Origin of the sequence: Paenibacillus sp. NPDC057886, from assembly GCF_042796655.1 — a bacterium.
Lineage (GTDB): Bacteria > Bacillota > Bacilli > Paenibacillales > Paenibacillaceae > Paenibacillus.
On sequence record NZ_JBHVMZ010000003.1, the window covers coordinates 613,639 to 637,830 of the forward strand.

Annotated in this window: 20 protein-coding genes and 1 riboswitch; of the genes, 13 read left to right on the forward strand and 7 right to left on the reverse strand. The window is 49.3% G+C overall.

Features of this window, described 5'->3' with window-relative positions; genetic code table 11:
- Positions 1 to 31 precede the first annotated feature (31 nt).
- The 9 genes from cbiB (at position 32) to ACFVQB_RS13450 (ending at position 9,439) form a co-directional block, all read left to right on the forward strand.
- Positions 32 to 1,012 (forward strand): adenosylcobinamide-phosphate synthase CbiB, encoded by a 981-nt coding sequence (gene cbiB, locus ACFVQB_RS13410; RefSeq protein WP_379439764.1) that lies wholly within the window; start codon positions 32 to 34, stop codon positions 1,010 to 1,012.
- Entirely contained in the window at positions 1,003 to 1,650 is a 648-nt protein-coding gene (locus ACFVQB_RS13415; RefSeq protein WP_379439434.1) for a histidine phosphatase family protein, read from the forward strand. Before cbiB ends, ACFVQB_RS13415 begins: the two co-directional genes overlap by 10 nt.
- Before the next feature lie 147 nt (positions 1,651 to 1,797).
- A riboswitch (cobalamin riboswitch) is annotated at positions 1,798 to 1,945 on the forward strand.
- A gap of 405 nt (positions 1,946 to 2,350) precedes the next feature.
- On the forward strand, positions 2,351 to 3,346 hold the full coding sequence (locus ACFVQB_RS13420) for an ABC transporter substrate-binding protein (protein ID WP_379439437.1): 996 nt from the start codon (positions 2,351 to 2,353) through the stop codon (positions 3,344 to 3,346).
- Entirely contained in the window at positions 3,343 to 4,389 is a 1,047-nt protein-coding gene (locus ACFVQB_RS13425) for a FecCD family ABC transporter permease (RefSeq protein ID WP_379439440.1), read from the forward strand. The genes ACFVQB_RS13420 and ACFVQB_RS13425 overlap by 4 nt, the downstream gene beginning before the upstream one ends.
- Positions 4,386 to 5,207, forward strand: a complete 822-nt coding sequence (locus ACFVQB_RS13430; protein ID WP_379439443.1) for an ABC transporter ATP-binding protein — start codon at positions 4,386 to 4,388, stop codon at positions 5,205 to 5,207. The genes ACFVQB_RS13425 and ACFVQB_RS13430 overlap by 4 nt, the downstream gene beginning before the upstream one ends.
- Before the next feature lie 46 nt (positions 5,208 to 5,253).
- The gene (cobT, locus tag ACFVQB_RS13435) at positions 5,254 to 6,384 is read left to right on the forward strand and encodes a nicotinate-nucleotide--dimethylbenzimidazole phosphoribosyltransferase (RefSeq protein WP_379439446.1); all 1,131 of its coding nucleotides are present in this window, start codon (positions 5,254 to 5,256) and stop codon (positions 6,382 to 6,384) included.
- Complete coding sequence (cobU, locus tag ACFVQB_RS13440) at positions 6,381 to 6,938, forward strand: bifunctional adenosylcobinamide kinase/adenosylcobinamide-phosphate guanylyltransferase (RefSeq protein ID WP_379439449.1); 558 nt, start codon at positions 6,381 to 6,383, stop codon at positions 6,936 to 6,938. Before cobT ends, cobU begins: the two co-directional genes overlap by 4 nt.
- On the forward strand, positions 6,935 to 7,825 hold the full coding sequence (gene cobS, locus ACFVQB_RS13445) for an adenosylcobinamide-GDP ribazoletransferase (protein ID WP_379439452.1): 891 nt from the start codon (positions 6,935 to 6,937) through the stop codon (positions 7,823 to 7,825). Before cobU ends, cobS begins: the two co-directional genes overlap by 4 nt.
- 72 nt (positions 7,826 to 7,897) lie before the next feature.
- Positions 7,898 to 9,439 (forward strand): cobyric acid synthase, encoded by a 1,542-nt coding sequence (locus ACFVQB_RS13450; RefSeq protein ID WP_379439766.1) that lies wholly within the window; start codon positions 7,898 to 7,900, stop codon positions 9,437 to 9,439.
- 152 nt (positions 9,440 to 9,591) lie between these two features.
- On the opposite strand, the gene ACFVQB_RS13455 is transcribed toward ACFVQB_RS13450, so the two are convergent.
- Entirely contained in the window at positions 9,592 to 11,292 is a 1,701-nt protein-coding gene (locus ACFVQB_RS13455; RefSeq protein WP_379439455.1) for a methyl-accepting chemotaxis protein, read from the reverse strand.
- A gap of 335 nt (positions 11,293 to 11,627) precedes the next feature.
- Here ACFVQB_RS13455 and ACFVQB_RS13460 point away from each other — a divergent pair, with 335 nt between their 5' ends.
- Both ACFVQB_RS13460 and ACFVQB_RS13465 read left to right on the forward strand, forming a co-directional pair.
- A complete protein-coding gene (locus ACFVQB_RS13460) occupies positions 11,628 to 13,025 on the forward strand; it encodes an L-cystine transporter (protein WP_379439457.1) in 1,398 nt (465 codons plus the stop codon).
- Between the two features lie 232 nt (positions 13,026 to 13,257).
- The gene (locus ACFVQB_RS13465; RefSeq protein ID WP_379439460.1) at positions 13,258 to 13,941 is read left to right on the forward strand and encodes a queuosine precursor transporter; all 684 of its coding nucleotides are present in this window, start codon (positions 13,258 to 13,260) and stop codon (positions 13,939 to 13,941) included.
- A 103-nt stretch (positions 13,942 to 14,044) separates the two neighbouring features.
- Here the strand turns inward: ACFVQB_RS13465 and ACFVQB_RS13470 are convergent, their stop codons facing one another.
- Positions 14,045 to 15,136, reverse strand: a complete 1,092-nt coding sequence (locus ACFVQB_RS13470; RefSeq protein WP_379439463.1) for a M24 family metallopeptidase — start codon at positions 15,134 to 15,136, stop codon at positions 14,045 to 14,047.
- 270 nt (positions 15,137 to 15,406) lie between these two features.
- On the opposite strand from ACFVQB_RS13470, the gene ACFVQB_RS13475 reads away from it, so the two are divergent.
- Complete coding sequence (locus tag ACFVQB_RS13475) at positions 15,407 to 16,615, forward strand: PQQ-dependent sugar dehydrogenase (protein WP_379439466.1); 1,209 nt, start codon at positions 15,407 to 15,409, stop codon at positions 16,613 to 16,615.
- 101 nt (positions 16,616 to 16,716) lie between these two features.
- Here the strand turns inward: ACFVQB_RS13475 and ACFVQB_RS13480 are convergent, their stop codons facing one another.
- The gene (locus tag ACFVQB_RS13480) at positions 16,717 to 17,448 is read right to left on the reverse strand and encodes an MBL fold metallo-hydrolase (protein ID WP_379439469.1); all 732 of its coding nucleotides are present in this window, start codon (positions 17,446 to 17,448) and stop codon (positions 16,717 to 16,719) included.
- Between the two features lie 71 nt (positions 17,449 to 17,519).
- Positions 17,520 to 18,065, reverse strand: coding sequence for a hypothetical protein (locus ACFVQB_RS13485; protein WP_379439472.1), 546 nt, complete (start codon positions 18,063 to 18,065; stop codon positions 17,520 to 17,522).
- A 127-nt stretch (positions 18,066 to 18,192) separates the two neighbouring features.
- Here ACFVQB_RS13485 and ACFVQB_RS13490 point away from each other — a divergent pair, with 127 nt between their 5' ends.
- Positions 18,193 to 19,056 carry an SDR family oxidoreductase gene (locus ACFVQB_RS13490; RefSeq protein ID WP_379439475.1) on the forward strand — a complete coding sequence of 288 codons (864 nt, stop codon included), beginning with the start codon at positions 18,193 to 18,195 and terminating at the stop codon, positions 19,054 to 19,056.
- Positions 19,057 to 19,169: 113 nt separating this feature from the next.
- On the opposite strand, the gene thrS is transcribed toward ACFVQB_RS13490, so the two are convergent.
- The 3 genes from thrS to ACFVQB_RS13505 form a co-directional block, all read right to left on the reverse strand.
- Positions 19,170 to 21,146 carry a threonine--tRNA ligase gene (thrS, locus tag ACFVQB_RS13495; RefSeq protein WP_379439478.1) on the reverse strand — a complete coding sequence of 659 codons (1,977 nt, stop codon included), beginning with the start codon at positions 21,144 to 21,146 and terminating at the stop codon, positions 19,170 to 19,172.
- Between the two features lie 477 nt (positions 21,147 to 21,623).
- Entirely contained in the window at positions 21,624 to 23,384 is a 1,761-nt protein-coding gene (locus ACFVQB_RS13500) for a sensor histidine kinase (RefSeq protein ID WP_379439481.1), read from the reverse strand.
- Positions 23,381 to 24,148: a response regulator transcription factor gene (locus tag ACFVQB_RS13505; protein WP_379439484.1), complete on the reverse strand. Its 768-nt coding sequence runs from the start codon at positions 24,146 to 24,148 to the stop codon at positions 23,381 to 23,383. The genes ACFVQB_RS13500 and ACFVQB_RS13505 overlap by 4 nt, the downstream gene beginning before the upstream one ends.
- Positions 24,149 to 24,192 lie beyond the last annotated feature (44 nt).

Below are 24,192 nucleotides of genomic sequence, written 5' to 3' on the forward strand. Positions count from 1 at the left end.
TCAATGGGCTACTTGGCCGATCTGGACGGGAATGGCTGGAGCCTGGATTATTGTAGGAGCATACATATTGGATCGCTTCATCGGAGATCCACGCTGGATTCCTCATCCGGTGATTGGCATGGGAAAGGCCATCTCTGCACTGGAGCGGGCGATAAGGTCGCGGGTGGACTCGAACGAGGCTCTCAAAAGGGCAGGCGTATTATTTCCACTTTTGATTGCAGGCGGTTCTTTTGCACTGACTTGGGGATTAATCTATGTGCTGGGTCTTATCCATCCCGCCGTTGCGGTTGTGGCAGAAGTCGTGCTGATAGCAACCACCATTGCCTCGAAAGGTTTGAAAGATGCAGGCATGGAAGTTTACCGCCATCTGAGACAACAGGACTGGCCTGCGGCGAGACGTTCACTGGGTATGATTGTAGGGCGTGATACGGCTCATCTGGATGAACCGGAGATTGTGCGAGGGACGGTGGAGACTGTGGCGGAGAATATCGTGGATGCCATTGTCTCTCCATTGTTCTATGCCCTGATTGGTGGTGCACCACTTGCCATGGCCTACCGGGCCGTGAATACACTGGATTCCATGGTGGGTTATAAAAATGAAAAATATCTTCATCTCGGCTGGGCGTCTGCCCGTCTGGATGATTGGGCCAACTGGATTCCCGCACGGCTTACCGCCTTGCTGTTGATTATGGGAGCGTGGTTCATGAAGATGGATGCAAGAGGGGCATCGCGCATGGTATTCCGGGATGCACGACTGCACCCAAGCCCGAATAGCGGTTTTCCCGAGTCGGCGGTGGCTGGAGCATTAGGCATAAGACTTGGCGGGCATAACGTATATCACGGAGTGGCTTCATTTCGCGCTTATATGGGCGAGCCTACAAGGCGGATGGAAGCAGAAGATATCGTACGAACAACACGGCTTATGTTCTGGTCAGCAGGTTCTTTTGTTTTATTATGTTCGTTGGTCACCTTAGTGATATGGTCTGCTGGAGGTGCACTGCTATGGAGATAGAAGCTGGACAGGGTGGAATGCAAAGCCGCGAGGTTATTTTGATACGTCATGGTACAACGGCGTGGAACTTGGAAAAAAGATATCTTGGGCATACCGACATCGGACTGTTGCCCGGAGCAGAGCAGGAGCTATTTTCGCTGCGTGAGCAATTCAGCAATATCACATGCGACGCCCTGTATTGCAGTGATCTGCAGCGTTGTCAGCAGACACTTACACAGATTGCACCGTCCCAAGCGGGACAGGCCGAGCTTGATCCCCGACTAAGGGAGATCGACTTTGGTCAGTGGGAGGGGTTGACCTACGATCAGCTCAAGAACAATCCACAGTACCGAAAATGGATTGATGCCCCGCAGGAGATGACACCCCCTAAGGGTGAGCCTTGGAAAGCATTTGCAGAGCGTATTGATTCATTTATGGAAGAGAGTCTGATGTCCTTTTCACCCATACTGCACTCTCCCAACACGAACGTACCAAAGATAGCCGTCATTACGCATGGCGGTGTTATTCGTTATATGGTGTCACGTCTCATTCCGGATCAAGGATTCTGGGATACGCAGGTGATACCAGGACAAGCGATAAAGATTCGGCTGGATGGCAATGGGGGGAGCTGGGTTGGAACCAGATTGACTTTTCCGTAAATCGGGTTGTAAGGATGTACAATATAACCTATAATCACAACAGAAGTGTGACTTAGCAAGTGCATCATCGGATGGAGGCTCAACAAGCTCTACCAAGGATGCAGGATGCTCACTTGAATGGTTGAACAATATTAGCGACCAAGGGTCCCGCAGCAATGTTTCATGGGTTCATAGAAGGCCATGAACGGCAAACGGGTGAAATAGGGAAGCCGGTGTAAATCCGGCACGGTCCCGCCACTGTAAATCAGGATGAATTCCTGTAAGTCAGGTTACCTGCCCTGGACGTATAAACCGGTGTTCCTTCGAGGAAAGGACAGCGTTTCGGGCAGTTCTCTGTGCATATACAGCGCCAAGCTGACCATGCACAGATCGCCACATGCGAGACGTCATCCCTGATCCTGACCCAAGGATTGGGGATTTTATTTTTTCATATAAGATGAACCTAATATTTACAAGAGAACGAAGAGTGCAGAACCAATCTGAAGGAGCGTAAGCGTTCGCCTTTATCACCGGATTTTTTCCTTTTCGAAAAGGGAATCAAAAAAAATCTGGGGATAACAGCGATCGGAAGATGGTACTGCAATCGTAGTGGCCTAGTGTAAAGTTTGATGGATCAACTTATATAGGAACACAAATTCAAGCGGAATTGGGACAGGAGCACTACTCACTAGAATGGATAGAGAAGGGGAGAATGAACACAATGAATTTCAAGACATGGAAAGGCATGGCGTCACTGCTGAGCGCAGCGATGCTGGCACTGGCTTTGGCCGGTTGTGGTACAACAACAACGAACGAGGGTACAGGAACCTCGCAACCGGCACAGGAGCAATCCCAAGGCCAGGCGCAGACGGATCTCAAAACACAATATCCACTTACCGTTACAGATGCAACGGGTGAATCGTTCACGTTTGACAAGGCACCAGCAAAAATCGTATCCGTGTCTCCAGCTGAGACCGAAACGCTGTTTGCACTCGGATTGGACGAGCAGATTGTAGGGGTATCCGACTATGATGATTATCCTGAAGCTGCGACAACCAAAGCGAAAATGGGCGGCGTGGCCAAGCCGAACGAAGAGTCCATCATTGCCGCAGAAGCCGATATCGTATTCACAGGTATCTCGATGAGCGAAGAGTCTGTGAAGAAACTGCGCGATCTGGGCATTACGATTTTCAAAACAGATCCTAAATCAGTGGATGATGTGATGAACAACATTGAAACCTTTGGTAAAATCACGGATCATCAGGAAAAAGCACAGGAGATCATCACCCAGATGAAAAAAGATGTGGCTGATGTAACTGAAGCTGTGAAGGCAGTTAAACCGGAAGAAAAGAAAAAAGTATATGTTGAGTTCTCCCCAGGCTGGACTGTGGGTAAAGGTGAATTCATGGATGAATTGATCACACTGGCCGGAGGTAACAACGTAGCTTCCGATCTGACAGGCTGGAATCAGATTAATGAAGAGAACATTATTGCTTCCAATCCAGACGTTATCCTGTATGCGAACGATGTCATTGATGAAAATTCCAAAACATTGGATCAAATCATCAAAGCACGCAGCGGATGGGATCAAATCACGGCTGTGAAAAATGATGCAGTCATCGGTCTGGATGCCAACCTGTTGAGCCGTCCGGGACCACGGGTAACCCAAGGTCTGAAAGAAGTAGCCAAAGCGATCTACCCTGATCTGTTCAAATGAGTAAAAAACTGGCAGTGTACGGAACGGCCGGAATTGTGCTGCTTGTGTTAACCGTGCTCATCTGCACGGGCATCGGTTCGGTTGCCCTGCCTGCCTTGGACATTGCGGGCATCTTGCTTCATCGCATTCCCTGGCTGGGCGACTGGATTGTTCCTGACTGGAATACAGCAGCAGAACAGATTATATGGAAGGTCAGATTCCCACGTGTACTGCTTGCCGTGCTTGTAGGTGCATCACTGGCGATTGCCGGAACTGGATTCCAGGGGGTTCTTCGTAACCCTCTGGCTGATCCGTTTACCCTGGGCGTATCGTCCGGTGCATCGGTAGGTGCGGCTTTTCTGATTTTTTTTGGATTACAGTATGCGCTCATTGGGATCTGGACTCTGCCACTGGTCGCGTTTCTGACGGGAGTAATCACATTGTGGTTTGTACTGGCCCTCGCTCGTGAAGGACGCAAAATACCGACACACAGCCTGATTCTGGCTGGAGTGGTCATGCAAAGTTTCCTGGGAGCCGTAGTCTCCTTCCTGTCGACCATGTCGAAACAGACAATCAATGAAATTATATACTGGACGATGGGAAGTCTGGCACTGCGTGGGTGGTCGTATACGGCCATCCTTTTCCCGTATTTTGTGCTGGGACTGATTTTCCTCTGGAGCCGTGCGCGTTCGTTGAATGTGCTTGCCTTGGGGGAACGACAGGCCGCGCATATTGGGGTTCAAGTTGATGGATTGAAGCTGTCTGTGCTAGCTGTAGGTACGCTGCTTACGGCAGGTGCTGTCTCTGTATCCGGCGTGATCGGCTTCGTTGGATTGGTCATTCCGCATATTCTGCGGCTCATCGTGGGACCTGATTATCGCTTGCTGGTGCCTTTGTCCGCAATTGGCGGGGCCATCTTTATGGTCTGGGCAGACACGATTGCCCGCTCATTGCTGGCCCCAACCGAAATTCCGCTGGGTGTGGTTACGGCCTTCGTTGGAGCGCCATTCTTCGCGTATCTGTTACACCGGAACAAAAAGCTGCGGAAGGGGATGATGCCATGAGTACATTCATGAAAACAGACCTTACCAAGAGTCGGCCGATGATAGAAGTCAAAGAAGCTGGTAAAATGTATGGTAACCATCGGGCTCTGCATGCGGTGGATTGGCAAGTCACAGAGGGTGAATGGTGGGGTGTTGTTGGTCCGAACGGCAGTGGAAAATCGACCCTGCTTCAGCTACTTGCCGGAACCGAACAGCCGAACGCAGGCGGCATACAGATTGATGGCCGCGACATTTCCTCATATACGCGTAAAGATCTGTCGCGCATGATTGCGGTCTTGCAGCAGGATGGACTGCCGGCCATCTCTTATCCCGTAAGGGATGTTGTCGAGATGGGACGTTACCCTTACCAGAACTGGCTTGGAAAGGAATCGTCGGATGGAGCAGCGGTAGTTGATAAGGTGTTAGAGGAGTTGGGCCTGAGTGACATGGCCGAACGACCTTTGGATGCACTTAGTGGCGGACAACGGCAGCGGGTTGCGCTTGCCAAAGTCATGGCTCAGGAGCCCAGACTGTTGTTGCTGGACGAGCCAACCACCTTTCTTGATATCAAATATCAATTGCAATTCATGGAGTTATTATCGGCGTGGCGTCAAAAAAATCATATTACGATTGTGGCGGTGCTGCATGATCTGAACCTGGCCGCGCAATTTTGCGATCACATTCTGGCGCTGCGCGACGGGACTTGTGTGGGCAGTGGCACACCCCATACGTTGATGACGGAAGAGAACATTCGGGAGATCTTCAAGGTGAGCCCAGCCATGGTGAATCATCCCGACAATGGATTGCCACAGCTATTGCTGAGGCGGGAGAAGAAGTGAATGAAGCGGGGCAACCCCATATTTTGATAAAGGAAGTGCTGGCTGTATGAATAATGAACAGGTGTTGGAACAGTTAATGGGTCGGATCGTGGGTCCACATGAGGCAGTTGCGGCTGAAGCTTCCGCGCATGTGGATGCATTGACGAAGCCACCCGGCAGTCTGGGCAAGCTTGAACAGCTGGTTATTCGTCTGGCGGGGATCACCGGTGAGGCTCGACCTTGCTTTGATCGAAGAGCTGTCATCGTTATGGCTGCGGATCATGGGGTGGTTGAAGAAGGGATTAGTGCTTTTCCTGCTGAGGTAACACCACAGATGGTCCTGAATTTCCTAGCAGGGGGAGCGGCTGTCAATGTGCTTGCGCGCCACGCTGGAGCTCATGTGATTTGTGTGGATATCGGCGTGAATGCGGATCTTGATCATCCAGACCTGGTCTCCCGCAAAGTCCGCAAAGGAACAGCCAATATGGCGAAGGGTGCTGCAATGACCCGGGGCGAAGCGATTCAGGCCATTCTTGCAGGAGCTGAAGTGGTCTCCACCGAGGTTGCGAAGGGAACGCAGTTGTTTGTGACCGGAGAGATGGGTATCGGGAATACAACCGCTAGCGCTGCGGTGATGTGTGCATTAACCGGAACAGCACCTGCTTCAGCAGTTGGTCGGGGAACAGGTGTGGATGATGTCGGTTTGCAGCGCAAAGCCGCAGTGGTCAGTCAAGCCCTCAGCGTGAATGCTCCAGATGCAGACGATGCACTTGATGTGCTGTGCAAAGTGGGCGGACTGGAGATTGCCGGACTGACAGGCGTGATTCTCGCTGCTGCTGCAAACGGATGCCCCGTTGTCGTGGATGGATTTATCTCCACCGCTGCCGCGTTGATTGCGAGTCAGCTTGCTCCGGTCAGTACAGAATACATGATTGCTTCCCACACATCGCATGAAAGTGGACATGCAGCGTTGCTGCGTGAGCTTGGTCTGAAGCCAATGTTGGATCTTGACATGCGACTGGGTGAAGGGACAGGAGGCGTTCTTAGTCTTCATCTGATTGATGCGTCATGCCGTATTCTGAACGAGATGGCGACATTCGCAAGTGCTGGCGTATCTGATGGCACAACGGAGACTCAACCTAAGGAGTCTAAATCAGCTTCTGCTGATTCATCTGTTCAAGGAGAGGTATCCTCATGAGTGTTCTCGTGACGGGCGGGGCGCGGAGTGGCAAAAGTTCGTTTGCCGAACGTCTCTGTATGCAGCGATCCTCTGAGGCTTGGTATGTCGCTACGGCTCAGGCTTATGACGACGAGATGCGTGAGCGTATACGTTTGCATCAGAACCAGCGGGATGAAGCAGGATATCTGTGGCATACGGTGGAGGAACCGCTGGCATTGCCTGAATTAATTACACAAATGGGAGAGTCCACAGGTACGTCTGCACCGACCATTCTGATAGATTGTTTGACACTGTGGCTCAGCAATGTGCTGTTAGCGCATGAACATGAGCCGGTGCAGGTGCTGTACGATTATATGGACGCGCTGGTAGCGGCCATCCAGTCGTACCCGGGTCTGCTCGTGCTTGTCACCAATGAGGTAGGGGACGGTATTGTACCGGAGTATGCGCTGGGCAGAAGATATCGGGATTTGGCGGGTATTCTCAATCAGCGGGTTGCTGCGATTTGCCTCGAAGTGTTTCTGGTGACAGTGGGTATTGCGATTGAGCTGAAAAGCAAGGAGTATCGTTTATGAGTAAAGGCGATCTTGAACAAAAACATGCGGCTGCGGCCGCTTTTCAATTTCTGTCCCGTTTTCCGGTGAAAATGCAGCTTGATTTCGTTCCGCCATTATTGCGGGAAAGTGTAGTATATTACCCGCTGGTTGGTGCGGTCATCGGATTATGCGTCTGGCTGGGCGGAGCCCTGACGGGTGCGCTGCTTCCATCGTTTCCGGCAGCGGTGTTAACCTTGACGTTATGGGTATGGCTAACCGGAGGCCTTCATCTGGATGGTTGGATGGATACGGCAGATGGGCTGCTCAGTTATCGCACCCGTGAGCGAATGCTAGAGATTATGAAAGACAGCCGTGTGGGGGCCATGGGCGTGATCGCCTGTGTCCTGCTGTTGATGATGAAAGCAGCATTGATTGCTGACTTTATCGCACGTGGCAACTGGGCCTATGGAGCTTTGCTCATCCTGCCGCTGATTTGGAGCCGTTGGTTCATGGTATATGCCATGGCGACCTGGCCGAATGCCCGCAAGGACGATGGACTCGCTGTCCTGTTCAAGGGATTGGGAGAGCGGAGGGAAGTACAGCGTGCACGCAGCTCCGCGGTAGGGCTAACCATTCTGGCAGGTGTGATCACGTGGGCAGCGGTATGGATATTCCAGCCGGATACAGCCATGTTCCAGGTGCTGGCGACGGAGAATGGATTGGGGACGTTACCATGGTGGCTATACCCTGTTGCAGCGATCATTGTGGTGCCACTGGCTGGCTATGTGATTGGCAAATTCGTTGCCGGGCGTATCAGCGAAAGGCTGGGTGGACTTACAGGGGACACGTATGGAGCCCTGAATGAGTTGCTGGAAGCCGCACTGCTAACGGTACTTAGTCTGTTACAGGGATTCTTTTTGATATAACGCTGAGAACTGAGGTGAGGGAACGTGGAAGATACGTCTGCACAAACGTCCGAACAAACGGCGGCAGTATTAATGCTGCAAGGGACGGCATCGGATGTGGGGAAAAGCGTAATTACAACAGCGCTATGCCGAATATTCAAGCAGGATGGCTTCAGGCCGGCCCCGTTCAAATCACAGAACATGGCGCTGAATTCTTACGTCACGGAAGACGGCAAGGAAATCGGAAGAGCTCAGGGGGCGCAAGCTGAGGCGTGTGGCATTGAAGCGACGACGGATATGAATCCGATCCTGATTAAGCCGGTTCGGGATATGCATTCCCAGATTGTGGTGCACGGTGTGCCTCTTACACAGATGAGTGCGTGGGATTACCGGCAGCATTTTCTGCCCGAAGCCAAACAAACGGTTATGGATGCACTGAATCGTTTACGCGCGACGTATGATATCGTACTTATGGAAGGTGCGGGCAGTCCTGCGGAGATCAACCTGAAGGATCGGGATATCGTTAACATGAATCTGGCGGGCTGGGCAGATGCTCCCGTTATTCTGATCTCGGATATTGATCGTGGCGGTGTATTTGCCTCCATTGTAGGCACACTGGAGCTGCTTGAGTCGCATGAGGCTCAGCGTGTAAAAGGATTCATCATCAACAAGTTTCGTGGAGATCTGTCCTTGCTGCAGCCTGGGTTGGACTGGCTTGAAGAACGGACAGGCATACCTGTATTGGGCGTATTGCCTTACATAAGCGATATTCAGATTGAAGCGGAAGACTCCGTGGTGCTGGACTCGATGCGACACGGCAAATCCGGTCAGCAGGAGCTGGACCTGGCGGTAATTCGTTATCCGCGTATTTCCAACTTTACAGACTTTGATGCCCTTTCTAGGGAGCCGGATGTGAATGTGCGATACGTGACTTCTCCCGATGAATTGGGGCATCCCGACGCCATTCTGCTTCCAGGTACGAAGGATACGATTGGAGATCTGGCATTTCTGCGTGCATCGGGACTGGAACACGCGATTTCCAGCCAGACTGAGCGTGAACATGTTCAGCTTGTCGGGATATGTGGTGGTTATCAGATGCTCGGTCAGCATCTCAAAGATCCATTTGCGGTAGAAGCGAATCAGATCCAGGAAGCCAATGGATTGGGATGGCTGCCCTTATCGACAACGTTCCTTCAAAACAAACAAACGGTAAGAGCCTCTGGACATGTACACGGTCTTCATCCAATTCGTTTGCCCAAGGAAAGCGATGTAGCAGGCTCACTGCCCATCAATGGATACGAGATTCATATGGGCGTTACCGAGTGTCTTGAGCCTGAACGTGTAACAGCCTTGTTCGAAATCGCCCATCCGGGAGGTCAATCCTTCAATGAAGGCTGGGGCACGAGCGATGGCAAAGTGTGGGGAACGTACCTGCATGGTTTGTTTGAAAGTGATCAGTTCCGACGTTCATGGCTTAATGGTCTGCGTGAAGGAAAAGGACTTGCTCCGCTGCTGGAGACGTACAGCGCACGTGATCGCAAAGAAATGGAGTTTGACCGTGTAGCTGAATCGTTGCGGTCTGCATTGGATATGCAGCGTGTATACGAGATTATGGGTGTTCAGGCACCTGAATAAAGGATGTATCCTTGTGCATAGTCCAAAAGAATACCCCCATGTGTGGCAACCGTTTCCTGAAACCTGGAACGATGCTGTGCATGGGGGTATTTGCGTAGCCTAATGTTAAAGTTTGATTCGAATATGGAAATAATGGGTTAAAGGTATTCCGGTTAGTTTATTTTGAAGTTCTTCATGGCGGATTGCAGTTCTACCGCTTGCTCATGCAGATGACGTACGGTACTGGAATGAGAGTCCATCTCATTCAGTTGGAGATCTGCTGTAGAAGCAATCTCTTGCATGCTTTGACGGGACTTGGACGTGATCTGAGCCGTTTCTTCCACGGAAGCACTGACTTCCTCAGCTCCAGCAGATACTTGCTGGGTAGAGGCTGATACCGTCTGAATCGTCAGATTGACGTTCTGAATCAATTCGTTAAGCTGTTGGAATGCAGAACCTGCCTGTTGAACCACGTGAGTACCTGATCCAATCTCTTGGGTTACGCGGTTCATGGCATCAACTGAACGTTCTGCGTCTTCACGGATGGTACCCAGGTAATCGGAGATTTCCTCTGTAGCTGTCTTGGATTGTTCAGCCAATTTGCGTACTTCTCCAGCAACAACGGCGAACCCGCGTCCATGCTCTCCAGCACGTGCTGCTTCAATGGAAGCGTTGAGGGACAGCATGTTAATCTGTCTCGTGATTTCAAAAATGGATTGAACGATGGTCCCTATGGCGATTGAACGCTCGTTCATTGTTTCGACATAACGCAGAGACTCGCTCGCGGTCTGACCCACGCGTTCCATTTGCTGAATGGCATCTTGAGCCAGGCGGTTACCGTTAACTGCTTCGTTCGCTGCATCTCCGATCTGCTCGGATACTTCGGCAGAAGAAGAGGCAATATGCATAATGCCCTGCGTAATTTCTTCCATGGCTCTTGCATTTTCGGCTGCGCTGGAAGCAATGCTTACACTGCCTTTCTCTGCACTTTCCGCAGAACGACTGGAGTCTTTCACCATACCGGACATGGATTCCACCCGCTTGAGCAAATCATTGGAACCTTCCACAACTTCATTGGACGTGGAGAGGGCACGGCTAATCATTTCTTTCAAATTATGAGTCATCGTTTGGAAGCTTGAAGCGAGCTGTGCAATTTCATCTTTGCCTCTAATCTGAAGCTCAGCGGTCAAGTCACCTTGTGATATCCGTTTGCTATGTTGAACGAGTTGGATGATGGGTTTGGTTACTCTTTTGATCATGCTTGTTGAGATGAGCCAGCCAAGAACGAAGACCAATGCCGTGATACCGAGACATAACCAGAAGATCTGGGCAATTTTGTCCTGAATGAACTGTGCATCCATACTTACAGCCATAATCATGTTGCTTCCAGCGATCGGAATAAAGGCTGCTTTATGTACGCCAAAGGAATCGGCATAAACCTCGCTGATCTGCATTTCTTTTTTCTCGGTGGAATCATTCATTGCTGCTTCTACTTCAATCTCATCTCCGGCTTTCATGCCCGAGGAGGTATTTGCGATGACAACGGTAGCTTTACCATCCTGAATGGCCACGACGTAGGCTGCGTCCAAATTGTGCTCTTTTGCTTTACCAGCCAAATACGATTCGACGGTCAGTGCTGCACCATCGGAACCTGCGCCTCCACTTTGCACCTGCAATATTTTGGAAGCGGAAGTGTTCTTGTATATATCCTGAATGGATGTATTAAGGACCTTGTCAAACTGCGGGAGCACATAGCTTTGCATAATATTCATGGAGACAGCATAAAAACTGATACTAAACAACAGAGAAGCAACCAGCAAAACGAGGAACAATGTGCCTCTAATTTTGCCAGCAACGGTTCGATTTCGAAACATAGGATCATCCTTTCACGTCAAGTTCATTAACATTATCGCTTTTCCGTTATCGTAAGACTAAATACCAACGAAGAAAGGCCTAAGTTTCACGTTGAGAAAACTTGGGAATAAGCGGATATACCTATATTACAAAATTAACCGGGGGTTGAATACAATAATTTTCACGATTCAGTGTATTTTTTTCAGAAATAGATGAATTTATTACATACATATTACATAATATCAATTAATACCTACCAGAATAGTTTGTTATGTGATATATTGTTGAATATCGCTTTTGAGCGAGTAGAAAACCGGGAAAATCCGGTTATTCACACTGAGGAGGATTTATATAAATGAATACCTTTTTAATCATTTTGAACGTAGTGGTTATGCTCGCTCTTCTGGGTGTCCTGTTCTGGATGCAGAAGAAACATGTTTCCTTTACGAAGCGTGTATTTGCAGGTTTGGGCATTGGGGTTGTATACGGCGTCATTCTGCAACTGATCTACACGTCTGATTCTGAAATTATTACCAAGTCGGTCGATTGGTTTAATCTGGCCGGTTCAGGATATGTTCGTTTGTTACAGATGGTCGTTATACCATTGATTATGGTTTCCATCATATCGGCCATCATGAATCTGAAAGGCAAGCAAAATCTCGGCAAAATGAGTGTTTCGATTATCGCGATCTTGTTGATCACGACGGCTATTGCCGCAGGTGTCAGCATTGTGACCAGCCTGAGCTTTAACCTGACTTCAATCGAGATTGAGGGTGGAGACCGGGAGCTTGCACAAGGACAGAAGATGGAGGAACGTCTCGTTGACGTGAAGGATCAGACAATTCCACAGCAGGTGCTGGAATTCATTCCGTCAAATCCATTCGCGGACATGACCGGAGAACGTCGTACATCCACGCTGGCGGTTGTTATTTTCTCCGCCTTTATCGGTGTGGCAGTGCTTGGATTGGATCGCAAAAAACCACAACAGGCGGAAACATTCCGAGGTATGGTTAATGCGGTATATGCGGTGGTTATGCGGATCGTAACGCTGGTGCTACGATTGACACCATACGGCATATTGGCGCTGATTACAAAGGTGACGGCAACCACGAATGCGGATGAGATTCTGAAGCTGATCAAATTCGTGATTGCATCCTATGTTGCGTTACTCGTCATGTTCATCATTCATCTGATTATCATTGCGCTCTCTGGGTTCAACCCACTCACGTATCTGAAAAAGGTTCTGCCAACTCTGGTATTTGCTTTTACTTCCCGTTCAAGTGCGGCAGCAATTCCGCTTAATGTGGAGACACAGACGAAGAAACTGGGTGTATCGGACGGGATTGCGAATCTGTCAGCAAGTTTCGGGGCCACAATTGGTCAAAACGGCTGCGCCGGGATTTATCCGGCCATGCTGGCGGTGATGATTGCTCCAACGGTCGGAATCGATCCGCTGAGCTGGGACTTCATCGTTACCCTGATCCTGGTTGTCATGATCAGTTCATTCGGTGTAGCTGGTGTAGGCGGCGGGGCAACCTTCGCTTCCCTGATCGTGTTATCCACAATGAACTTACCGGTAGCCCTGGCAGGATTGTTGATCTCGGTTGAACCGCTGATCGATATGGGTCGTACAGCATTGAACGTGAACGGGTCTATGACTTCAGGACTTGTGACCAGCAAAATTTTGAAAGAAAACGATCAGGATACATTCAATGATCAGAGCCGTGATCTGGATTCCGCCGTTCAGGTGTAATTCATTCGGATATACATCTGGCAGGTGGCTCTAAACCAGCCACAATGAGCCAAAGTCAGCCGTCCTTCGGGTTACCCCGGAGGGCATTTTTTTTTGCATAGAAGAAGTTGGAGTTATTTAGTGCTGTTCAACCTTGGGGAAATGTGATAGAGTATTCATGTTTTGGCCCAGAGCCAAACCGCGGTTCGTAACCATCCCGCGTAATCAAAACTAGGAAGGCAGTGTATGAATTTTGTTTAATTTAGGATGGGGAGCGCTTTTTGTTCTCGTAACGTATGGCTTTTTTCTTTTGTGTTACCGTTTGTTCGGTAAAAAGGGTCTTTATGCCTGGATCGGTGTGGCAACAGTTATTGCCAATATACAGGTCACCAAAACGATAGATATTATGGGTATCGTTCTAACGCTGGGTAATACGATGTATGTCAGCATGTACCTGACCAGTGATCTGCTCAATGAGAAGTATGGACCAGCTGAAGCACGTAAAGCCGTATGGTTCGGGTTCTTCACATTGATCATGACGACAGTGCTGATGCAGATGGTATTGTTCTTTGAGCCAGCATCGACGGACTTTGCACAGGAGTCGATGGAAAAATTGTTCGGTATGCTGCCACGTCTGGCACTCGGTAGTCTCACAGCCTATTTCATCAGTCAGTTCCTGGACGTGCGACTGTACACTTGGCTGCGGAAGGTGGCTCCAGGGCGCAATCAGTTATGGGTACGAACCAACGGTAGTTCGATCATCAGTTCGTTTGCGGATACGCTGGTGTTCTGCACGATTGCGTTTGCCTTCATTTACCCATGGGACGTATGGCTTGAAATTTTCCTTACGACGTACGTGATCAAATTTGTATTGACCGCGGTAGGAACGCCGTTTCTATATGCTGCACGAAGCTTTAAATTCAAGGATGAAGACTAGATTCGTAGTCAGCTTCGCTTGCAAACGTTGAATCCAAACACAAAAGTCCCGCAAAGCCATGCATTCATGGTTTCGCGGGACTTTTGGTTATGACCAAAAAGGATTAGTCCGTCAGAATTTGCAGTTCTTTCGGATAGGACGTCAGCACCTCAACGCCAGTATCTGTCACAAGTACATCATCCTCGATGCGCACACCGCCTGCGCCGGTTACATAAATGCCAGGCTCAATTGTAAATACCGTACCTTCCTCCAGAATGTCCATGTTCTGACCATGCAGTGAAGGATACTCATGCACGTCAATGCCCATACCATGTCCAACTCTGTGCAGGAAGCGTTCGCCGTATCCGGCTTCTTCCGTAACCTGGCGTGCTGCACGGTCAATATCCGCACAGGTGACACCTGGCTTAACTGCCCGAATGGCAGCTTCGTTTGCTGCGAGCACGGTGTTATAGATGGTTTTAAGTTCAGGTGAAATGTCACCAAAGGCAAATGTGCGCGTAATATCTGATGCATACCCACCAGCGTAGACACCCATATCAAACATCAACAGATCGCCATGCTGCAATTTGCGTTCACCTGGTGTGCCGTGTGGCAAGCCTGTTTTGGGGCCAGTGAGCACCATGGTATCAAAGGAAGGGCCGTCTGCACCCAGTTTCTTCATCTGGTATTCCATTTCGGCAACCAGTTCGATTTCGGTTACGCCTGTACGAACGTGGGACAGTCCTTGACGAAGCGTCTCTTCGATCAGATGAATGGCGTGGCGAATGCGAGCAACTTCATCCGGTGTCTTTTTCACACGCAAGGTGCGAAGCAGAGGACCAACATCTTCAAAGTTGGCAGCACCAAGGGCGGCGGACAACTGTTCATACCGTGCGACAGTCACGTATTCTTTTTCGAGACCTACACGGCCCAGACGTCCCTGATAACGCTCAAATAAGGCGTAAGGATTGTCCGTATCTGAATGCGTGGCAATGTTGGATACCGAAGAAGCCGCTGCGGCAGCTTCCTCGTCGAGTGCCGGAACGATCAACAGCGGATCTTCGCCGCGTGCAAGAACAAGCCCGAGGAAACGTTCATGTGGATTGCTCGCAAAACCTGTCAAATAGTAAATATGTTTCGGATCTGTAATCAGCATGGCGTCCAATCCTTGCGTAGACAGACCAGCTTCCAGCCGGGATAAAGGAGTTTGATTCATGAGTGTAGTTTTCCACCTTTCAGTTCGTTCTATCTTTCTATTATAGAAGAATGTCGGGGAAATCCAAATGGGAAGCAGCATGATGACCGAAAATTAGCGTTAACTACCCGTTTGAGTGGCAGGTGGGGAGGGTAATACAGGGCGAAACCACGTAGGTTTGCTAATTTGTTTACTTATATTTGATTTACTTGTTTACTTACGTTGGAAATGGACGGCCCTTGAAACTGGGATTACACGATATAACAAAGACATTAGAAGGGAGATGTACTCATGAATAATCGACTAAGCGTTCCGTTATATGCTTCGTTACTCAGTATGGCTTTGCTAACTGCCTGTGCTTCGGGTGACCCGGCGACAGAATCGCAGCAGACATCACAAGGACAGAGTACAGGTCAGGGACAGACAGCGGAAGGTGGCAATGACGGTGCGCGTGGTGGAGAAGAGGAAACAGACGAAAATACTGTAATCCCTTACGAGGCTTCCGTACTGGTCGACGGACTTAATGTACCCTGGGAGTTGGTAAGCGTGCCTGATGGACGGATGTTTGTAACAGAGCGACCGGGTACCATTCGGGTCATCGAGAACGGAGAGCTGGCATCTGAACCTCTGATTGAATTTGCTGCTCCGTTTAATGAAGAGGGGGAGGGTGGCCTGCTTGGACTTGTTGCTGATCCGGATTTTGATGATAACGGCTATCTGTATACATACCACTCCTATCTGGAAGGTGGTGGTGACATTGCCAATCGGGTATTGCGCTTGAAAGTGAGTGACGGGAAGGCGACCATAGAAAAGGAGCTGCTCAGTGACATTCCTGGCGGGGTGAATCACAATGGAGGACGGATTAAGATCGGCCCGGATCATCTGCTCTATATTTCGACAGGTGAACGATATGAACCGGAGCTGGCCCAGAACGAAGATAGCTTGGGTGGCAAAATATTGCGGATTGGTCTCGACGGATCGATCCCAGAAGATAACCCTTGGACTAATTCACCTGTGTACAGCATGGGACATCGTAACGCACAGGGCCTTGCTTGGAACCCGGACAATGGCTATCTGTATGCCACGGAGCATGGTCAGCGTAATTTTGATGAAATTAATTGGATTGAAGCCGGACAGAATTATGGCTGGCCTGAGGTGGAGGGAGACGATGATGACAACGGCGCATATCAGGCTCCGCTTGCCCATAGTGGAGATGAAACATGGGCTCCATCAGGTGTAGCCTTTATCGAGGAAGGTCCGTGGGCAGGATCACTGCTTGCTGCCAATCTGCGAGGTGAACAACTGCTTAAAATTACTCTGTCCGAAGATGGTACACAAGTAACGCAGGTGGAACCGATTTTTAAGAACGAGTGGGGACGCATTCGCAATGTGACTGTCGGAGAAGACGGGAAGTTATACGTGCTGACGAACAACCGCGATGGAAGGGGATCTCCGCGCGATGGAGATGACCAACTGATCGTTCTGACGCCGAAACCGTAACATTTACAATAGAAAAGGGGGTGTCCCGCCATGTTCATGACGTATGGGACAACCCCTTCGATTCAATATTTACGTAAATATAGCTTAGTTGCAGGTACCAATTAGTCCGCACTTTCCGCGAGTTCGGCAATGCGCCGACTCGGCTCATCGGTGTACTCGCCACCATGGTAACAGAGCACCTTCTCCAGCTTCAGGCCAAGCAGCCTTTTCAAGCTGCGTAGTGCTTCAGGCATGTCCGGTGTTGCAGGTGGAGCAGGCCCCACCAATTCATCATCGACCACACGCAATTCATCGGCAGCGAGCAGGAACTGTTGCTCCCGGAAGTACAGGCAGATATGTCCTGGGGTGTGTCCTGGTGTATGTATGACCTGGATACCGCCTTGTAGAGGCAGCATGTCGCCGTCCTCTAGCACTTTGGATATTTTGAACTCAGTCCGTTGTGAGATCAATTGTTCCGCCAGCTCGGCTATGGGTTCAGGCAGCAACGCTTTGCGTTCTGGTGTGAACTTGATCATGGGCTCTTTGCCCGTAATATACGGAATTTCATCGCTGTGAGCCCAGATTTCCACTTCCGAAACAGCATTCACCAGGGCACCAAGGTTACCAATGTGGTCTATATCGGAATGTGTTACAATAATGCGCTTGATATCAGATAGCTGAACGCCTTCATGTTCCAGTGCGGACTGAAGTTCGGCGAATTGGCCAATCATGCCTGTATCCACAAGCGTAATACCATCTTCATCGCGCAACATAACAGGGTAGATCGGGTTTTTACCTGCAGGTGTGACAATATGAAGATTTAGAACCGTAATATCCATGGATGGATTGTTCATATTTGTTTCCGGAGCGAATCCGGAGCACCTCCTTTGTCGTGTATGACCATTTTGCATGTATCATGCATTCGTCAGTTCTCTGGCTGATTATATTTCAAGTGTTTTCTATACTTCTTCACCGTATCCAGGATGGATTCAAACTCTTGTTGCGCATCGTGATTCCCTCTAATGATGGAAGCATAAGAAAAGTTGGAGTGAATAAGTTTATTTCTCAGTTGAAACACTTTGGCTATTTCTTCTTCAAATTTCTCTTCTCCCGATTTCAGGGAAAGATGCTGATTTTTCAATTCAGCCTGTAGGATCTCGATATTGGATAATGAACGGTATGCAGGAGTTTTCATCAACTGGATCGAATTAAATTTTTTTTGATAAGTTTGCTGGTATAGTTGATTCAGCAGGTCTTCAATAATCGTGCATAATTCAATCGTCCATGAACTATATTTTCGCTCTTTCCGTTTTTGGGTAAGCTCACCAATCTCTTCATCGTTCCACAGTTTATCTTTTTCATACAGGGATGAGTCTATCTTTTGCTGGAGATTTTGAACTTCCTGTTCGATTAATGCAATTTCATGTTTCGCTTCTTTTTTCAGTTTCTTGAAGTCTTCTTTGGTTAGCATACGTATCCTCCCTATAAGACCAATATGTGATCTTTTGATTATCTCATATTGACGTCAGTAGTGCTAAAAACAAGAAGACGACTGTCTCAAAATATGAAGAACCTCTGGTTCAGAAGGGAAGTACCTGATGTCCATTCCAACAGCCATTGTTACGGGAGCCAACTCAGGCATGGGTCTGGCAACCACCATTGAACTTGCAAGGCAAGGGTATCACGTGATTATGGCGTGCCGCAGCGAGAAGCGCGGACAACAGGCACTGGAGGAGGCGCTGCGTCAGTCCGGCTCTACTACGATTGAATTGATGCTGTGTGACTTGGGGTCACTGGAGAGCATCCGCCATTTTGCCCAATCATTTCGTGAGCGTTACGACACACTTGACGTTCTTGTTAATAATGCGGGTGTCGTGATGTTGAAGCGCCAAGAAACCTCCGACGGTTTCGAACAAGCCATCGGTATTAACCATCTTGGACATTTCCTGCTTACCTTACTCCTGATCGAACCATTGAAGTCTGCCAAACAGGGGCGTATTGTGAATGTTTCGTCTGGTGCGTACAAAGCCGGGAAAATCCATTTCGAAGATCCCCATCTGCACAAAGGCTACAATCCAATCAAAAGTTATGCTCAATCCAAGCTGGCTAACGTGTTGTTCACCCGTGTTCTGGCCCGCAAATTGGCGGATACCCCAATCACGGTGAATTGTCTTCATCCCGGTGCGGTTGGTACAAGTATTGGCGTAGACCGCAATACCGGGTTTGGCACACGCATTATGGCTTTGGTGGGCAAGCTGCCGTTTTTCCTTTCACCTGAAGAAGGCGCGCAAACGGCCATCTATCTCGCCACAAGCCATGAAGTCGCCGGGGTAACCGGGCGTTACTTCTATCAACAAAAGGACCAGGAATTGAAAGCCCATGCGCTTGATGCTGCAACCGCTGAGCGTTTCTGGACATGGAGTGAAGAACAAGTCGGACTCAGCATTGAAGAAAAATTGTAAGTGCTGACTGTTCGAAGCAGCAGGGGCTTCCTTGGACAGAATTAGAGGCAGCCGTTTTCCATATTAACGGGCTGCCTCTAACGTTAAGTTTCAGCCAATTCCTGATTAAGCGCTCAGGCTTTGGCCTTCACAGCTTGCTGAATCAGCTCAATGAATGCTTCAATGCGCTGAATGCCTTGATCTCCCTGACCGTATGCACGGACCGAGGCGGATGAGGCATTTTTCTCATTTTCCCCGAGTACGAGCGAGTAAGGCACTTTTTCCATCTGAGCTTCACGGATTTTGTAGCCGAGCTTCTCACTGCGCAAGTCTGTTTCTACCCGAATGCCGGCAGCCCGCAGCTGGCTCTGAACTTGAAGCGCATAGTCTGCATAATGATCCGACACAGGCAGCAGCTTCACTTGCACGGGTGCAAGCCAGAGTGGAAACGCACCTGCATAATGTTCAGTCAGGATGCCGATGAAACGATCAATCGAACCATAGATGGCACGGTGGATCACGACTGGACGGTGTTTCAGGCTATCCTCGCCAATATAAGTGAGATCGAACTTTTCGGGCATTTGGAAATCGAGCTGAATTGTTCCGCACTGCCAGCTGCGCTTCAGTGCATCGAGAATATGGAAGTCAATTTTCGGACCGTAAAAGGCACCATCCCCCTCGTTAATGCGGTATTTCACACCGCGCCGATCAAGTACATTTTGCAATGCTCTTTCCGCTTGATCCCACAGCTCTTCTGATCCCATGGAATCGTCCGGGCGAGTGGACAACTCAATGTTGTACTCGAAACCAAAGATGTCGTACATGCGCCCGATCAATGAAATCGCCTGATTGATCTCTTCCTCGATCTGTTCTGGCATGACATAGAGATGCGCATCATCCTGACAGAAAGTCCGTACCCGCATCATGCCATTCAGAGCGCCTGAGAATTCATGGCGATGAACCTGACCGAACTCCATCATGCGAATCGGCAGCTCACGATAGGAATGAAGTGTATTTTTGAAAATGAGCATGTGTCCCGGGCAGTTCATTGGTTTCAGGGCAAACGTGGCATCGTCCACTTCCGAGAAATACATATTGTCCTTGTAATGTTCCCAGTGACCGGATTGCTCCCACAGACGGTTGTTCATCATTAGGGGAGTGCGAACTTCCTGATAGCCTTCCTGCAGTTGCAATTCACGGGAGAATTGCTCCAGTTCTGTACGGACAGTCATGCCTTTGGACAGATAGAACGGCATACCGGGTGCTTCTTCAGAGAACATGAACAGTTCAAGCTCTTTACCCAGTTTGCGGTGATCCCTTTTCTTCGCTTCTTCCAGCATGTGCAGATGTTCATCCAATTGGGCTTTGCTCGGGAAAGCAGTACCGTAGATGCGTTGAAGCATTTTATTATCCGAGTTGCCGCGCCAGTATGCACCAGCCACATTCAGCAGTTTGAATGCTTTGATCCGACCAGTGGACGGAAGATGAGGGCCACGACAGAGATCGAAAAACTCTCCTTGGTCATAAATCGAAAGCTCAGCGTCCTCCGGTAAATCCTGAATGAGTTCAAGCTTATACGGGTCCTGAATCTCTCCAAAGATGCGAAGTGCTTCCTCACGGCTAACCACCCGGCGGCTAATCTTTTCATTTTCTTTTATAATTTTGTTCATTTCTTGCTCAATGGCAGCCAAATCACTGATCGATAGAGCATGTTCCAGATCGACATCGTAATAGAATCCATCTTCAATGACAGGTCCGATGCCCAGCTTCACTTGTTCCGCACCGTAGATGCGTTTGAGAGCCTGCGCGAGTACATGAGCTGTGCTGTGTCGGTAACGATACAGACCTTCCGCGCTGTCCAAAGTAACGATGACGAGTTCGCAATCTTGCTCAAGCACCCAGTCGAGATCGACATTTTTACCATTTGCGATTCCGCCGATGGCTTGTTTGCCCAGACTTGTGCTGATGGATGAGGCGACCGCTCCTACAGTGATGCCTGCGTTGTAAGAACGTACAGCTCCGCCTTGCAGGCGAATTTCAATCGGATGTTGAGGTTGCTGTTGGTCATGCGATTGGTTGCTGGATTGGCTGTTTTTATTCGGATTACTCATGTGAACCACTCTCCAATATTCAAATTTGAAGCGCAAAAAACACCCGTCCCGGAAAAGGGACGAGTGCGCTCAGCTCGTGGTTCCACCCTAATTTGGTTATGAATGCTCCTAAACACGACCAGCCGCCGCAAGCAAGAACATCATAACCCTCATTGGAATCCGTTATCGGGGATCAGGCGGTGAACTCTACTGACAGCTTTGTCCGGAATTCAGGAAAAAGACTGAAAAGCTGAGGTTCGAGGTCACGGCTGCAGAGGGGTAATTCCGGTCCGTTCGCAGAAGAAGGTTTCACCAATCCCTTCTCTCTCTGGGCAGCACGCAAACGGAATCTTGTCTCTGGTCATCGCCAAATATGCAAAATCGATATCAATTAAATTAATCTTAATATCGTTGAAGTCCATATCAATATATTGGAACAGGTGTTATTGAGTGTCGATTATATAGATTGAAATTGAAAAGGTCAAGCGGAATGTTTTTTTACCCATGTTCTGATTGTCCATCCCATATTAATCGAATTGAAGTACCCTCACCAGAAGTCGATTGTACTTCAATTCGACCCTTCATGGCTTCGATTAACCCTTTCGTAACTGCCATGCCAAGCCCTGATCCAACATCGGACGTGCCTGTATCCGTCCCTCGGTAATATCGTTCAAACAACCTCCAGACCAGCTCCGGGTCCATTCCTTGTCCGTCATCGGCAAAATGAACACTGAACTCACCTGCCTGCTTACCCGGATGCACACTAACGGTCAAGGTCGACTCCGCTGGATTATGCAGAAGGGCGTTAGCGGTCAGATTATCCACAATACGTTCAAACGAAGGAATATGCACATGGCCGTATACCGGAATTTTCGCAGGCCGGAACACAATGCGCCCCTCTCCATATACGGGGTTGCGTTCTGCACGCTGGACGAGATCATGCAGTAACGTATTTACGTCAGTTTCTTCCACAGGTGGCTGGTACCCGCCGCTGCGCAATCGGTACGTCATGGCAAGGTCGTTCACAAGTCGGTCCATATACATGGATTTGTCCAGCATGATGCCCGCAAATTCTCTCACTTCTTCCGGGGACCAGCTATATTTCTGTGCTTCAAGCATATGGGCGTACCCCTGGATGGAGGACAGAGGTGTCTTGAGATCATGCGTTATTCCGGCGATCCATTCCTCACGCAGAGATTCCGTCTGTTTACGGAGCTCTTCGTCTTGTTTCAGTGTAGCGGATAATGCCTGCATGGAGCGAAGCACTTCGGCATACACGTGGTATTTCCGCTTCCATTTGCCATTTCGTCGCTGGCTGCGAGGGGTGCCGCCGATGCCTTTGGGTTCTTCATAATGTCCCTGTTCCAGTCGTTGGAGCCATTGGAGCATATGCAGCATGGGGGAACCGAAACGATTGGCGTACCACAGGGCCAGCAGGATTAGCAAAATGACAACGGATAGGAGCAGCACGATGAGCGCTGGTGCCAAAATGAAATTATAGGGATTTTCATCCCCTGAAGCAGTTGGATCGACAGGTATAATGAGCATCCAGGTCGTGCCATTCTGTTCATCGTAAAAGGTTGCGGTCGACATTCCATATCGATTGGGATAACGAATACGCAAAACCAGTTCCTGTATGTTGTAGCTGCTTGGAACACCTATAGAGGGTTTGTTATAGGAGGCAAGCTCCTGGCCGTAGGCGTCCAAAATTTGCAGATAGGCACCTTCAGATCGAATCGCATCCTGTTGTTTGGGATGAAGCACCAGCTCTCCATTGCTGTAATGACTATCCTGACGGGCTTGATCGAGTAAGAACTTGGCCTGATTGCGTTCGCCGTACAGCAAGGTGAACATCTCGCCGTTTTTCTCCCGAATCAGCATGACGATCTGGTACGGGTACGGCTTTTTGGCTTCCCAGTATGCGATCAACTCCCCGGGTTTATAATGCTTCGGGACATCAGCTGGCGTATTGAAGTCGTCAATGACGTAGCCTTTCTCATCCAGAACCTGCAGCCATCCCTGATTTTTTTCGACCTGCTTCAGCAGCTTGGGATCATAGCGGACCGTACCGTCTGGCATGATTTCTGCGGTATTAATCAATTGGTCAAGACCGCTGGTAACGAAGTCATCCACCAGGCTCACTTCATTCACCTTTTGAACGACCCAATAGGTGGCTGCAGAACCCAACAAGATGATAAGAACTACTGCGCCAGCAAGCATGCCAATAAACCGGGTCATTAATCTGCGACGAATACTCATGCGCGTGACACATGGTTAGGCTGAATGAGTTTGTACCCCAGTCCCCGGACATTAACGAGAAACGCAGGGTTAGAGGGGTCAGCTTCAATCCGCTCTCGGATACGGTGAATATGAACCATAACGGTGTTGTCATCGCTGATGGCTTCCGAACCCCATACGCGCTCATACAATTCCGATTTGGTGAAAATACGATTGGGATGCTTGCAGAAAAAGAGCAGCAGCTGATACACAAGAGCCGGACAGGTTACAGGCTGCCCTTCAACCTGAAGCTCACCGGCTTGTTCAAATACTTGAAAACGGCCAAAATCATATACCCCTTCCTGCATAGCAGGAGATGACGGAGTTGCGTCAGAAAAGAGTGGAGTCGCCGTTGTAGTCGTCGCCATTTTGGTAGGTAAATAACGTTTCAGCAGCGATTTGATCCGAGCGACCACTTCCAGTGGATTAAATGGTTTGACGACATAATCATCGCCGCCAACAGCGAATCCGGTTAACTTGTCATAATCCGTTGTTTTGGCAGTTAGAAAAAGAATCGGTGCATCGGTCACTTGCCGCAGAAAGGGACAGATTTCCAGTCCGCTTTTGCCAGGCAGCATGATGTCCAGCACGATGCAATGATAGGTTTTATTTTGGCAGGCGGTAATCGCCTCTTCTCCAGTGGTAACGGTGTCGATGTCTACGAATTGTTCTTTGAGCAAGACGGTTTTGAGCATATGTACAATGGCTTGTTCATCATCAACTAGCAGTATGGAGACGTGATCCATGATGTGAAATGACCTCCTAGAGCTTCCTATTTGTTTATTGCTAA

What these genes read in the sequence shown, in the direction of transcription:
- ACFVQB_RS13425 (WP_379439440.1), top strand. Translation starts at nt 3,343, where the DNA reads ATGAGTAAAAAACTGGCAGTGTACGGAACGGCCGGAATTGTGCTGCTT.
- cbiB (WP_379439764.1), top strand. Translation starts at nt 32, where the DNA reads ATGGCTGGAGCCTGGATTATTGTAGGAGCATACATATTGGATCGCTTC.
- ACFVQB_RS13460 (WP_379439457.1), top strand. Translation starts at nt 11,628, where the DNA reads ATGAATACCTTTTTAATCATTTTGAACGTAGTGGTTATGCTCGCTCTT.
- thrS (WP_379439478.1), bottom strand. Translation starts at nt 21,146, where the DNA reads ATGAGTAATCCGAATAAAAACAGCCAATCCAGCAACCAATCGCATGAC.
- ACFVQB_RS13490 (WP_379439475.1), top strand. Translation starts at nt 18,193, where the DNA reads ATGTCCATTCCAACAGCCATTGTTACGGGAGCCAACTCAGGCATGGGT.
- ACFVQB_RS13505 (WP_379439484.1), bottom strand. Translation starts at nt 24,148, where the DNA reads ATGGATCACGTCTCCATACTGCTAGTTGATGATGAACAAGCCATTGTA.
- ACFVQB_RS13485 (WP_379439472.1), bottom strand. Translation starts at nt 18,065, where the DNA reads ATGCTAACCAAAGAAGACTTCAAGAAACTGAAAAAAGAAGCGAAACAT.
- ACFVQB_RS13480 (WP_379439469.1), bottom strand. Translation starts at nt 17,448, where the DNA reads ATGAACAATCCATCCATGGATATTACGGTTCTAAATCTTCATATTGTC.
- ACFVQB_RS13430 (WP_379439443.1), top strand. Translation starts at nt 4,386, where the DNA reads ATGAGTACATTCATGAAAACAGACCTTACCAAGAGTCGGCCGATGATA.
- ACFVQB_RS13420 (WP_379439437.1), top strand. Translation starts at nt 2,351, where the DNA reads ATGAATTTCAAGACATGGAAAGGCATGGCGTCACTGCTGAGCGCAGCG.
- ACFVQB_RS13470 (WP_379439463.1), bottom strand. Translation starts at nt 15,136, where the DNA reads ATGAATCAAACTCCTTTATCCCGGCTGGAAGCTGGTCTGTCTACGCAA.
- ACFVQB_RS13450 (WP_379439766.1), top strand. Translation starts at nt 7,898, where the DNA reads ATGCTGCAAGGGACGGCATCGGATGTGGGGAAAAGCGTAATTACAACA.
- ACFVQB_RS13455 (WP_379439455.1), bottom strand. Translation starts at nt 11,292, where the DNA reads ATGTTTCGAAATCGAACCGTTGCTGGCAAAATTAGAGGCACATTGTTC.
- cobU (WP_379439449.1), top strand. Translation starts at nt 6,381, where the DNA reads ATGAGTGTTCTCGTGACGGGCGGGGCGCGGAGTGGCAAAAGTTCGTTT.
- ACFVQB_RS13475 (WP_379439466.1), top strand. Translation starts at nt 15,407, where the DNA reads ATGAATAATCGACTAAGCGTTCCGTTATATGCTTCGTTACTCAGTATG.
- ACFVQB_RS13500 (WP_379439481.1), bottom strand. Translation starts at nt 23,384, where the DNA reads ATGAGTATTCGTCGCAGATTAATGACCCGGTTTATTGGCATGCTTGCT.
- ACFVQB_RS13415 (WP_379439434.1), top strand. Translation starts at nt 1,003, where the DNA reads ATGGAGATAGAAGCTGGACAGGGTGGAATGCAAAGCCGCGAGGTTATT.
- cobS (WP_379439452.1), top strand. Translation starts at nt 6,935, where the DNA reads ATGAGTAAAGGCGATCTTGAACAAAAACATGCGGCTGCGGCCGCTTTT.
- cobT (WP_379439446.1), top strand. Translation starts at nt 5,254, where the DNA reads ATGAATAATGAACAGGTGTTGGAACAGTTAATGGGTCGGATCGTGGGT.